The organism is Pinibacter soli (assembly GCF_029961145.1).
GTDB classification, from domain to species: Bacteria; Bacteroidota; Bacteroidia; order Chitinophagales; family Chitinophagaceae; genus Pinibacter; species Pinibacter soli.
Map to the genome: position 1 here is coordinate 156,317 of NZ_JASBRG010000008.1, position 13,121 is coordinate 169,437.

General features: G+C 38.4%; 10 protein-coding genes. 7 read left to right on the forward strand and 3 right to left on the reverse strand.

Annotated elements, in window-relative coordinates; translation table 11 throughout:
* Positions 1–103 precede the first annotated feature (103 nt).
* From QJ048_RS23140 to QJ048_RS23160, 5 genes are all read left to right on the forward strand, one after another.
* Positions 104–889 carry a hypothetical protein gene (locus tag QJ048_RS23140; RefSeq protein ID WP_282336846.1) on the forward strand — a complete coding sequence of 262 codons (786 nt, stop codon included), beginning with the start codon at positions 104–106 and terminating at the stop codon, positions 887–889.
* Positions 890–1,087: 198 nt separating this feature from the next.
* On the forward strand, positions 1,088–2,653 hold the full coding sequence (locus QJ048_RS23145; protein ID WP_282336847.1) for a hypothetical protein: 1,566 nt from the start codon (positions 1,088–1,090) through the stop codon (positions 2,651–2,653).
* A gap of 1 nt (position 2,654) precedes the next feature.
* Positions 2,655–3,551, forward strand: a complete 897-nt coding sequence (locus tag QJ048_RS23150) for a glycoside hydrolase family 25 protein (protein WP_282336848.1) — start codon at positions 2,655–2,657, stop codon at positions 3,549–3,551.
* Between the two features lie 9 nt (positions 3,552–3,560).
* Positions 3,561–4,607, forward strand: coding sequence for a S8/S53 family peptidase (locus QJ048_RS23155; protein ID WP_282336849.1), 1,047 nt, complete (start codon positions 3,561–3,563; stop codon positions 4,605–4,607).
* Complete coding sequence (locus QJ048_RS23160; protein WP_282336850.1) at positions 4,604–6,847, forward strand: hypothetical protein; 2,244 nt, start codon at positions 4,604–4,606, stop codon at positions 6,845–6,847. Before QJ048_RS23155 ends, QJ048_RS23160 begins: the two co-directional genes overlap by 4 nt.
* A gap of 173 nt (positions 6,848–7,020) precedes the next feature.
* Here the strand turns inward: QJ048_RS23160 and QJ048_RS23165 are convergent, their stop codons facing one another.
* Complete coding sequence (locus tag QJ048_RS23165; RefSeq protein ID WP_282336851.1) at positions 7,021–8,079, reverse strand: helix-turn-helix transcriptional regulator; 1,059 nt, start codon at positions 8,077–8,079, stop codon at positions 7,021–7,023.
* Positions 8,080–8,596: 517 nt separating this feature from the next.
* Positions 8,597–9,661 carry a helix-turn-helix transcriptional regulator gene (locus QJ048_RS23170; RefSeq protein WP_282336852.1) on the reverse strand — a complete coding sequence of 355 codons (1,065 nt, stop codon included), beginning with the start codon at positions 9,659–9,661 and terminating at the stop codon, positions 8,597–8,599.
* Positions 9,662–9,990: 329 nt separating this feature from the next.
* On the opposite strand from QJ048_RS23170, the gene QJ048_RS23175 reads away from it, so the two are divergent.
* Complete coding sequence (locus QJ048_RS23175; protein ID WP_282336853.1) at positions 9,991–11,001, forward strand: helix-turn-helix transcriptional regulator; 1,011 nt, start codon at positions 9,991–9,993, stop codon at positions 10,999–11,001.
* Positions 11,002–11,684: 683 nt separating this feature from the next.
* Complete coding sequence (locus tag QJ048_RS23180) at positions 11,685–12,125, forward strand: hypothetical protein (RefSeq protein ID WP_282336854.1); 441 nt, start codon at positions 11,685–11,687, stop codon at positions 12,123–12,125.
* An 83-nt stretch (positions 12,126–12,208) separates the two neighbouring features.
* Here the strand turns inward: QJ048_RS23180 and QJ048_RS23185 are convergent, their stop codons facing one another.
* Positions 12,209–12,880: a hypothetical protein gene (locus tag QJ048_RS23185; protein ID WP_282336855.1), complete on the reverse strand. Its 672-nt coding sequence runs from the start codon at positions 12,878–12,880 to the stop codon at positions 12,209–12,211.
* Between the last annotated feature and the right edge of the window lie 241 nt (positions 12,881–13,121).

Sequence of the window (13,121 nt, forward strand, 5' to 3'; positions counted from 1 at the left end):
ACCCAAAGTACAGTCATCATTCTGTGCTTTGGGTATTTTTATTTATATTTAAATGGCTCTATATTTAAAGCTATCCTTATCGCACCATTTTAATACGCCATTAATGAAAAAGCTGTCAGAACCGGGCCGTGTTATGTACGCCATCGGCCTCATAGGTCTTTCCATTATTTGCTTTATCTCAAAAGATTTTATTGTGGGCCGTCCACCTGCCTGGCCCGCCAGCCTTAATCTAAATCCTGCACTGGCCTATGTTTCCGCTACCGTTCTAATTATTCTATGCATTGGCGTTATTTTAAAAAAACGTCCAGTTATTTCTGCCTTATTAATTGCATTGCTTATTTTCTTTCTTTCTGTTATCAGGGCATTATTCCATTTTATGAATGACTGGGTAAATGGTTATAAAGCCATCGCACTAATGGGAGGCGCATTGATCATTGCAGCCAGTTTTTTAGAAAACAAACACAACATCATTCCAAACGCCTCCGCGCATGATAGCAGGCGAAGGCTACTGATTATTGCAGGTACTATTTTTATCGCTCCTTTTCTAATAGCCGGTGGTTATGCGCATTTCAAGTATGCAGATTTTGTACGAAATTTCATTCCTACCTATATTCCATTCCATGAATTCTGGACATATTTCTGCGGTGTGTGCCTTATTTCCGGTGGCGTTGGCATACTGTTGCGCCCCACCATACATCTCGCTTCTTTGCTTTGCGGTATTATGATCCTGGGCTGGTTTATTTTACTGCATATACCAAGATTTGTTTCCAACATGAACGATGTCAGCGACAGAATGGGACTTTGCGAATCGTTTGCATTTGCAGGCGTTTTCTTTGCATTAGCTGCCATGACAAAAAGAAAAAAGCGCATAATCGTCAATCAGGAGTAGTGTTAGTAATTGCTGTTGCAAATAGAAATTACTTTAGTTAGCTTAGAGTAACAAAAGAAGTTGTTATCTCCTCATCTTATACCGTCCCCTTAAAAAGCTTTATTCATAAGCTTTTCCGTAAGTAAAGCATGTGAACACGGTCCGTTATGTAAGCGATATCTCGTCTTTGTAAACAAGAACACATAACTCCCAATAGCGATGTTCAACAATGTTGCCCTTGATGTTTTTATAGGACTCGTATTCGTGTTCCTATTATACAGCTTGCTTGCTACCATTTTGCAGGAGATGATTTCTACTAAACTAGCCTTTCGATCGAAGGTTTTGGAGAAAGCAATTATACGCATGTTGGAAGACGGCAAAGCCACGACAGCAAACGGTTTTTGGAGTAGATTAAAGTCATTTGCGCATTTGCTCGGGAAGCCTAACTTGCTAAAAGACAAAACCATTACTCCCTGGTTTTATGCACATCCACTGATAAGATATCTGGGAGAAGATAATTTCTACAGCAAGCCCGCATACATTTCTCCGCAAAATTTTTCAAAAGTAATTGTCGATCTTCTCAAGGGCTTTGGTAAAGATGACCTCAACGAAATACAAACAATATCTGATTCTATTAATAATGGCAAGATTTACAAACTGCCCATCAATCTGGAATCTGATAAAAAAAATCCAGCAGTAAAAGCTCTTCTTTTCCAAAAACAAGACACTGTTGTCTCAACACTTGATACAGTTGATATCAACATGGATACTGCACTGTTTTTACGTTCCCTCTGGTTAGAGTCAAACGCTGATTTGGATACTTTCAAACTAAAACTAGAAGCATGGTTCAACGATACAATGGATAGATGTTCGGGCTGGTATAAACGATATAACCGCGTTATTCTCTTCATTTTGGGATTGATAATGGCGATATTTTTTAATGTAGACACTATTGCTATTCATTCGATATTGGCAAAAGACAAAACGGCGAGGGATCAATTGGTGCAAATGGCCATCAGCCGGCAGCAACAATATGGGAGCATCATTAACAACCTGTACGATGATACCGCAAAGCTGCGAAAGGTATACGCAGCACAGAATAACGATACAACTATCAACACAATTTATCAGCAGCTCAACAATGATGCAAACACGGCAAACGAGATATTAGGATTAGGATGGGGTTGGGGCGACACTTGTAAAATTTGCGAAGAAACATTGACCAAAGAATATTATCGCAAGATCGACTCGTTAAAGCTTATCGTAGATACAATTCAAGCAACCAGGATATTGAGAGCCACATTGACAGATTCTATCGACACATATACAACGAGGGCTGAGAAGTTGGACAATAAAGGAAAAGACGTTGCACAAACTAAGGCCGATGCATTTCGAGTACAACAGAAAAACATCGATGAATCGTTAAAAAAAATGGGCTCATCGGCTATATCTGAGTATGCGAGAATGCAGATGTTTAACGATCGCTGTGCTTATATACAAAATGAGAGAAAACACCATTATTTTAAGAACAGTTCGAGGCAGCAAGGAGGATTTGTTACCATAATAGGATGGTTGATTACTGCTGTTGCTATTTGTCTTGGCGCACCGTTTTGGTTTGACATGCTGAATAAACTAATCAGCATAAGAGGAGTAGGAACAAAAGTCGATACGGCCACCGGCAGTGGCGATGATAGCAAAAGTTCCGGTAATCAACCGAACAATAATAATAGCAATGCTCCTACAATAATAGTCAACCCTAATTCAGGAGAGGAGGCCGTAGGATAATATGCTGTTACAGGTTAGCGCAAAAAAATTAAACAAACGAAGCGGTTTTCCTCCAAGTCTTGCCGATAAAAACAATATTGTCGGCGTTGCTTTGCAAGGCTTTAAATTTGAAGGAGAGGAAACGGAAGACCCCACTAATCCAGCTATCGGCAAATGGTATAGAGACAAGGCAGGAATCTACTATTGGGGTGGTGGTGTGATAAGACTTCCGGGAAGAGTTATTTCCAATTTCAAAAATCTTCCCATTAATCTGCCGGCGGGTTTTTCCTTTGGAGTTGATGTTTCGCATCACAACGATGCACCGGATTGGAACGCTTTTAAGAATGCAGGTTGTGAGTTTGTGTATATCAAAACATCAGAAGGAGTGGGCACACCTGATATGCTGTCTGCAACGCATGTACACAATGCAAAGCTCCAGAATTTTAAAATTGGCTATTATCATTTTTGCAGACCAGACACAAGAAACGGCGGTTCTGTAAAAAGCGATGCCACAGCAGAAGCAAATGAAATGATTAGCAGAATTGCCACTCTCGCATCGCCCGATTTGCCCATAGTGCTTGATCTTGAAGATCAGCCAACATGGGATTCTCCTTTGGGTAAAGCCGATTATTTGCTATGGGTAAATACGTTTATCGAAGCCATCGATGCCCATTTTACAAAAGGAGTAATGCTTTACAGTCGAAAAGAATATCTCGACAGAAAATTACCGGCCAATCATGGATTGGGAAAGCATAAACTATGGATGTCGTATTATCCATCAAACCCTGACGCAACCAAAGTGCCTGTACCAAATGGTTGGAATGATTGGGCCGTTTGGCAGTATACGGAACATGGTACCATTGGCAGGAATCCAACAGTTGATTTGAATATTTTAAAAGACACAAGTCTCTTACTATAAATCATCAGTATGACGCAAATGAGGGTAATAGTACCGAAGCTTAATATTCGCAAAGCTCCTGTAGAAGATTTTTCTGATAAGAGCAATGTGGTGGCAAAATTGTTTAACGGCGCTCCTTTCATAAGTGTCAATGAAAAGACAAACAAAGTTGGGAAATGGTATCAAAACGAAAAGGGTTATTGGGCATGGGAAGTTGGTTTGGGTTCTCCATCGGCAGCAGAGAAACCAATACCCGATCTGCAATCTTTTTTGAATTCCTGCTTTGATGGGCAAACACTCAAATCTGAAATCAACTATGGAGCGTTGCTGGAAATAGAGGATGCGGTTAAAATTGCCGGCGGTCAAAACGTAACCATCGGAATACTGGATCATCCAATGAGCACATCGATCCAATTTAATAATCCGGTTAGTGCTCCATTTCACGTAAACGATCCGCTTTTTAATTTCCATGGAAACTTCATTGCCGGCATCATCGCAGGAACTACGGGAATAATAGGATTTGCAAACAAATGCCGTTTGGTTGAATTGCCTGTATTCAATGCCAGAGCCAGCTCCGGCGGAATTGATATAAATGCGGTATTGCAATTTATCAATAGAGATGATCAGCCGATGATTGTTAATATCAGCAACAAACTCGATGCACAGTATAATGATACAATTAAAAATTTCAGACCCAACAAGATTGTAGTTGCCGCGGCTGGAATTGATGAGCAATTATCTGCAGATATAATCAGAGATCCTGCTTCCCTTGACAATGTTATTGCGGTTGGAGCAATAACAAAGCCTTTAAGCAATCTTCCAAAACTAAATAGCAAAGTGGATTTCGTTTTGCCGAATTACAATTTCGTATCCTACGGTAAAACATCCGGTCTCTTCGCACAACAAAGAGGCGACAGCTTTGCATGTGCTGTTGTGTCCGGAATCATCGCTTTATTGATATCATCTAACAAAGTTGGATTTGATAGAGCATCAATAAAAAATGCATTAAATGAAATAGCATTTCCCTCTTCTGTGGAATCATTCAATAGTTTAAACCTCATCAACGTAACATCATGAAAAGAATAACCTTAGGCCTCTTGCTGATTATTCCAATTCTATTAAACGCACAGAACGCATACTATGATGCAATAAAGCTTCGTACGCTTTATTCAGTTGGCGAAGATAAATTGAAGATTGGTGACTCTGTGTTTATCAATATTCCTGATATTCCCGAAGTGCATCAGATAATGCAATGGTACGTTACACCAGAAAAAAGCCCGATCGATTCCATGGAAAAGTCGTTTAAATACAATCCCTTCATAAGATTTGATCCGAACGCCTCGAAAGGTGCTTTTACAAGTCTTGTGCAATCTGGCATTGGTGCGCTTGGAAATCTTGATGTAACCAACATCGCAGATGGTCTCGCAAGATTTCTTATCAAGCGGGGGAAAGAAGAATTGAACATTGCTTTTTTTGAAAGGATGAAAAAATATCTTGAGGATCATGTTGAGGCGAGAACATTATTTCCTTCTACAACATTTTTTTTGGGTAGCATAGCTTCGTATCGTTATTCGGAATTTTTGCAATCACTACGCGAAGCATTTTATAAGGATGTTAGCAACCTGATTGTTAATTTGAATTTGTTGATTGATCTTCCCAAGTACCAGCAGCTTTTGAAAACATTGCCAGAGATTCGTTTGGCGATACGCTCCGCAAAAATAATCAGTGCACTTTCGCAACCTGATTCATCACTGCATCCTGCAATTCTCATCAATCATTTTGCACAATTAAGCGAGTGGGGCGAAATGAACATCAATCTGCAAAGTTCGTGGCAGGTACTCGATAAAATTTCTGAAAGCGTGAGACGTGTTGAATACACTGTGGATACGGCACGATCATTAACAGTAAAGGCAGTGCCATTAACAAAAGACACATTTATGGTGAAGATGACTCAGCTTGGGCCCAATCTTTTTAAAACGGACACCACAAAAATTTCCGCAAAGGGCCTGGTCAGGCTGGACAGCGTTGTCTTATTTAAATATGACACTATTTACAATAAAGATGTAGCCTGGATAAGATTCTGTGATTTTAACCAGCATATTTTGAATGACACTATCACGTTAAGAATATACCTGGGCCTGTTGTATCAAAAAATGCAAAACATTGCTTTCCTCTATGCGCCCGGCAAAGACACTAGCGTGCAGGATTTTATGAGAGATAATGCGGATAATATTTTGAAGATTGCAGATCTCATAGAAAATTTTTTGGTGTTGGCAAATGACGTAGAACAAACACTGAAAGACATCAAAACAAAGAAAGGCAATCTTTCCAACGATGATTATTCCACTTACATAGAAAAAGCAATCAATGTTGTAGATTATGGATTTAAGGTAGCTAATACGATTAAAGATGGTATTGCAAATGACCGGTACATTGTAATGGCGCGAAACGCAAACAGTTTATACAAGAACATCTACACAAAAAACTACAATGCTGCGGTAATGAACGCGTACCAGATTTTGCAGGAAGTACTGGAAAAACCTAAAGAAGCGGTTGCTGCAAAAGATTCGGTCTTTAGAGTGGACACCAGAATATCAGCGCCTGTAAAGACAAGTTTTGCTGCTGCAAAATCAAAGCTTGACGTTAGCAGGTTTTTTTCTCTTGATTCGATAAAGGATCGTTGGAAGTTTGTGGAAGGTGCTCTGAAGTATGGAAACGTGATGGCTAGTATTGTAAAATCTCAAGGACCCGAAGAAGCACAAGCTGCGATAGAAGCGGCAGTGTTACCGGCTGGAAGTTCATCCATTAAAAAGAATTCTGCATGGAACATTTCTCTTAATGCCTATATAGGAGGATATTTTGGAAGGTCATTTAATAGCACCGATCAAATAGACGGAGGCAATTCAAAAGTGGGGGTGACGGCGCCGGTGGGATTCGCTGTAAGCAAGGGCCTCGGATTCTGGAAGGACGGACGGACGCTGGGCTCTCTAAGTGCATATTTTACAGTAATCGATGTGGGGGCCATTGCTGGTTACAGACTTAATGACGATAGTACGGCACTGGAACAGAAGGTTACTTTGAATGATATTTTTGCGCCGGGCGGGTATCTTGTTTATGGAATTGGATTGCCTTTTAAAAAAGCGCCCTACATTCCATTGTCCGTTGGATATGGCTGGCAATATGGATCAAAGCTGTACTACAAGAATGATGAAGGAAAACTATTGGTGTCAGATAAGTCACGCTGGCGAAGCAACTGGTTTGTGGCCATAGATATTCCGCTGGCAAATTTCTGGACGAAAAGTTATGGAAAGAAGTGATGAGTGATGAGTATTTCGATGCACGAAGTATAAAAAGCAAAGCGTGCTAAAAATATTTGCACGCCTTGTTTTAAAGGACGAAGGCTAAAAGGATAAGATGAATTTGTTTTGAAATGCTTCAGGCGCGACCGTTAAGCTCCTCTTTTTTGAAGCAATTTATTTTGTGTAGTGTGTTAGTTTTTTGAGGCTACGGATTTTGGAGTTACTCCATAGTGTTTTTTAAAGGCCTGTGAAAAATGACTTGTCGATTTAAATCCAAGTTCATAAGCCAGATCGCATATTGGAATTGGACTATCTTCAAGTATAGACTTGGCTTTTTCCATTTTTACATCCAGATAATATTGGTAAGCGGTTGTTCCTACAATTTCTTTGAATTTTGTTTTGAGTTTCGTTTTGCTCATCGCAGCATTTTTTGCAAGATCGGTTAACGAAATTGGCTCGTTGCCTGCATTTTCATCAATTATCTTTTTTACTTCAAGGATTCTGTTGGCATCACAGTATTTAGCAGATCCTTCATCTCTGTTATTTTTTTTAGCAACACGTTTTATAAACAGTGCAATAATTTTTAGAATGTTCGCTTTTATCAGAAGCGTTTCTGAAAACGAGTCTTTTTTGTCAAAATTCAGAATCTCCTGCATCAGCTCATATTTTAATGTTCCTAAGCCTGTTTGTAAACTGCGGGACATAAAATGTTTTTGCTCGATGAGATGTCTCATAGTTGTAGTGTCGTTCTGTTGGCATCTGGTGCTGTTGCTTTCGGCAGAGGAATTGTGTGCTGTTTCTTCTCCGAATGCCTCCATCAAAAACTCATTTGTCATGTAAACGATTATTGCCTGGAACGTCTGTCCCTTTTCAATTTTAAAGGATGAAGACAGATCGGAGGCAGACCAAAATATACTTGAGTTTACAGGACCTGCAATTTTTGACTCCTTGCCTTCCGAAATATGAGATATTTCAGAAGGGCTGCAATTGATATGCATTGAATAATACTTAGAATCATCTGTTGCGGTTCGTTCGATCCACAATGGCGTATTAAACGTAAGATTAAAAATACATAAATCAAGACGTTCAGATAATTGGTGATAAGAGCATATACCGGTTGCAATATTTTCAGGGAAGATAACTTTGTTATCCCTGAGTTCAATCTTGCCTGGTAACTTTGCATTCATATCTTGTACCATGTCAACTAACCATTGGTTATCAATCCCATCTTTTTTAAACATTACTTTCATAGAATCGGTTATTAATAGGTTTAATTTTTTTAAGGTTTATTAGTGCGCATCCATACGCTTGAATGCCGCACGTCAGGTTTACAGATGCGAAATTATTTTAACTTGAGCCGCTGGAGTTTATTATTAGGGCATTCGATTTTAAGGAAAGGCCAGTCAAAGAAATTCGAAGGACTAAGTATGTTTTACAGCTGTTATGAAAGGAATCCAGGTGCATCACTCTCAATTGGTTATCTCACTCTCCGTTGACCTTAGGCATTTGTCAGTTTTTTTCTTTTATATTTTTTTCCTTAATGCCAGAAGATCTGGCTTGTGAGCCGGATATCTATCGACACGCATGTTAACAGGTTTTATTTAAAAGGAATATCAAAATTGTCCCGTGTAAGAGCTGCATCACCTGGCAATAACACATTAAAAAAGCGTGCAAAATGCACGCCTTTTCAGGTTGATGATTCTCTTGTACAGCGGGTTTGATTGATTTCTCTCCAGATAAACTGTGTAATTTGAATGCCTGGTTTTCTTAAACTAACTGACTTGGAGATACTCCGTAATGCTTTTTAAATGCCTGGGAAAAATGACTTATCGATTTAAATCCAAGTTCATAAGCCAGATCGCTTATCGGAATCGGACTATCTTCAAGTATAAACTTGGCTTTTTCCATTTTTGCATTCAGGTAATATTGATAGACGGTTTTGCCTATAATTTCTTTGAACTTTGTTTTAAGTTTAGTTTTGCTAATAGCTGCCGCTCTTGCTAAATAAGTCAGAGAGAAATCTTCAGAAGCTGCATGGTCGTCTATTAGTTTTTTTATTTCAAAAATTTTAGTCGCATCGCTGAAGTGTGCATACTTTTCATTTCTTTCATTTTTACTTGAGATGCGTTTTATGAAAAGTGCAAGTATTTTCAGAATATTAGCTTTTATCAATAGTCTTTCGTGAGGAGAGTGGTTTAGGTCAAAACTTAAAATTTCTCGCACCAACTCATATTTTTTTTCACAAATGGTTGAATAGATGCTTCCCGAAACTATGTTTTTTTGATAAGCAGTAGTGCTAATGGCCTTGTTACCAGGCTCATTATGTAGATGATGCTTCGCAGTTTCTATAATTTGGTTAGTATTTAGGGCTGGCAAAGCCGAATATCCTAAAGCATTTTGCAAGAACTGTTTTGACATATGAATCACTATTCCCGAAAAAGATTCACCTGCTCCCACCTTAATAAAAGATTGTATATCCGACGCGGACCAAAATACACCTAAGCTTAGATCACCTCCAATTTTTGATTGTCTGCCTTCGCAGAAATGGGATAATTGAGTGGGACTACAATTAATGTGCATTGTATAAAATTCGGTTTCTTCAGTTGCTTTGCGCTCAAGAGACGCATCGGTCTTAAATATCAGATTACAAGTGGAAAGTTCGATATCATCGTCTAATTTGTGATGCGAACTGAAGCCTGTCGCAATACTTTCCGGAAATACAACCTTTTCCCCACTAAATTTCACATCGCCCAGGAATTTTTCGCCTGGCTCTGGCATTGTTTTAATTTGCCACTGTTTGGTAACCGACTCTCTGCTAAATTCCAGTTTCATAATGCTAGGTTTTACTGTTGTGTTAAAAAAATATTTAATGGCCGTAGTTAGCTAATTGCTGTTTTATGCTCGCCCACTTTTAAATATTGAAGACACAAAATTATCCACTAGCTATTCGCTGAAGTTTATCAAAATGTCATTCGATTTTCGATAAAAGGCAGCCACTAACGATGACTTAAACATGACATTATAGAGTGTTGTTTCCCGGGCACAAATTTTACATTGAAGCTTGGTTTTCTGCAACCTCGTGTCGTCAATTTTATAATTAGTCCATTAAATGCGAGATGGCAATTAAACTTTTTTGGTTAATGTATTGTTATCAGTTGCATATGAAGGAAATAATAGCGGACTGGGGCGTGGACAAGCCCCATTTCAACAAGTTCTTTAATACTATGCTGGATGCGCTTGGGGTAGGGGTAGTGTTAAAAAATGATAGCATACAAATAGATAATTCCCTTGCCAAAGGCTATGTTGATTTTTTCCCATTCAACAACGGAATTGCGCTGGTGCGAATAGGCATTTTATTTGCTGAAGCAATCAATTTTAAGCGACTACTTGAGTCAGGGCCGGAGTATTATGCCTGTTTATTTTCTTTAAAGGAAGGCATTGATATGCACGTTTTTGACGGCGAAGCTGACAAACAGGAAATGAACGGTCTGGGCTTGTCTGGAAAGCACTCTGTGCTTTATTTTTCATCAGATGTGCAAAGCCTGTTTAGGGTAACACCGGACGAGGAAACAAAAATTGTGATTTTGGTTTTTACAAGTAGGGCTCTTCATAATATTTTTCCCTATTCTACTAATAGTGAATCTTCGGGTTTTCGTGTTGGTCAGTCTTTAAAAGGGTATTCAAACAAGAATGCAGAAATGGTTGAGAAAGTAACCGACATATTTGAACATGAATCCGTGGAGCATATTCAATCATTGTATTTGCTGGGGGCAGTTTATCAGTTACTTGCGGTTTTATTTCTGCAAATAGAAGCCGATCGCGAATTACTTAAGCAATCTACCGGAGTAGTAGAGGTCGCAAGAATGATCCAGATAAGAAATTTATTGATTGCAGACTTTTCGAATGATTGTCCTCTGCTTGAAGAAATGGCGAAAAAGGCTCAAATGAGTGCTACTAAATTTAAGGCCCTTTTTAAAAAATTATTTAAGTTACCATATTATCAATATTATCAGCACTATCGTCTGCAGGGGGCTCGCCAAGCCATAATTTTGGGCAAATCAGTTAGTAACACTGCCTATGAATTCAGTTTTAATTCAATCAGTAATTTTAGCGTGGCGTTCAAAAAAAAGTTTAAAGTGTCGCCAAGTGAAATTGAAGTTCAATCTCGGTAATATTGCCCATTTATTTTTTGAATAAACAACCGGTTCTTTCTGCTTCATTGTAGCAATCTGGTTACATAAATCAATGCATGCGTTGTCAGAATATTTATCTATGGCGACGTGGCCCTTTAGAATCTTATATCAACCTCCCCATACAGACCTATTTAGGGCTTTTTCCTAATCAAATCTAACTTTTTCATAAAGTAATAGTGCAAAAGAGTTGATTTCTTTGCAACTCGCTTTTTGTAATAAAAAACGGATTAAATCTAAATATAATTTCCATGAAAACACTCATAGGCTTCATCGCTATTTCCATTATTATTTGTCTATTGACCGTAACTATTTTTTGCCTTTGGAATTTTGCATTTGTTAACTGGCAACTTGTTTCGCAAGTTGTTAATACCACTTGTGCCGTATCTGGTAGTTTATTCATTGTTTGGTTATGCTGCCGTATTTTTTTTGCGGAACGACGACTTGACGAACGAGATGAGAATCGTATGTATCCTAAAGTAAAATAATCTTCACTCAGCTTTTGATATAATATTTAAAAAAGACTGACGGCCTTTTCTACATTTTAGAAAGCAACTATCGTCAGTATAATTCAGTCTTCAGTTTGTTAACATTTAACAATACACGAATTTTTTGAAACCAAATAGCAGATTGAGATTGCTCAATTTTGAATAAAACGCCCACCAATGAAAAATCTAGAATATGACGAAAAACATCTGGTTCAGATTCATGAATTGAAGCCAATTCGCGCTACCGGTGAATTCAATGCTGTAGAGCGCCTTAAAAGCAATGTTTCAAATAGTGTGGCTTATAAAAGGGCGTATGATCTTTTTGTGAAGATATCCGGACTTGTGGAGAGGGTAGAAAGAACAATGGAGAAAGCAATGATGAAGAGTTTAAGCAAAGCGTGCATTGAGATGGTCATTACGCTTTATAAAATGGATATGTCTGCAGATAAAACCCGCCACGCAGCCGAAGCCTGCGAAAAGATTGAAGTTGTAGAAATGCTGCTAAAGCTGATGAAAGAGTTTAAGCTGATAGCCGTATTTTATATTTCAGATCTTGAGGATCACATGAAACAATTAAGTCAGCAAATCTATTTGGAGTGTAACGTTGCAGCTATGTAGATCAGATTTGTTGAAACAATATTCAAACAAGCATTTTAGAAAAAGCCCCCTGGTACTTAACAGGGGGCTTTTCATTTCGGATATTATTTATTGTTGATAGATTTTAGTGTATCAAGCGCTGTTTTCAGTCGTTCCACTTCTTTAAGTTGTTGCTCCTGGGTTCTTTTGTTTTCAGCAATGTCTCCTTCCAGGTTCTTACGCTGTTTTTCCAATTTTTCGTTTTCTTTTATCAGATCATTGTATTTATTTTGGGCTTTCGTATAGGCATCTGTTTGTGCAGAGATATCGACCTGTTTTTTCTCCGCATATATCGAAGGATTAAGAGAAGAAAGAATGTAGTTTTTAGCTTTTAGATAAGTGTCGGTATTTGTTGGGTCTATGAAATTGTCATAGCCACTTGATAAAGCCATCTTGCCGATAGACTTGTCTTTTTCCGAACGGCTTTTATTGTCAACCTCAAAATATACGTCATAGGTATTGTTGCCCATTTCTTGTAGTGAAACTCCTTTAGCGATTAAAAGACCTTTGGATTTTTCGAGCTTTATTCCTTTCGCTTTGAAACTTTCTTTCAATGCATCTTTTAGTGCATCGGCTGTCATGTTGTACTCGCATGCTATGGCACTGCGCTCTGTTTTGTCAATTTTAATAGTGCTTTCTGTTGTTTGCGTTGCTGCAAGAATGTTGGTTGAAGTTTGGGCCACTGAAGCTGATGCAATTGCAACACATAAAGCAATTGCGAGAAAATGTTTTTTCATTTGATGCGGTTTAGATTTTTATAATCTCTAAAGACCGGTCATTAGTTGAAATGGTTGCGAGAACAGAAACAGCACCATAAATAATTTTACTGATTTTAAAAAAAGGACGCACGATTGTTTTAAAGAGGCAACAAATGAAAATCGGATGCTCTTTTTGAGTTTGTCCAGAGCACTATTTAGCAAGTGGCTTAAAGCACGTGAAGGCGGGTTTGAGAATAGAACGTATTCAGATGTTTTGGTA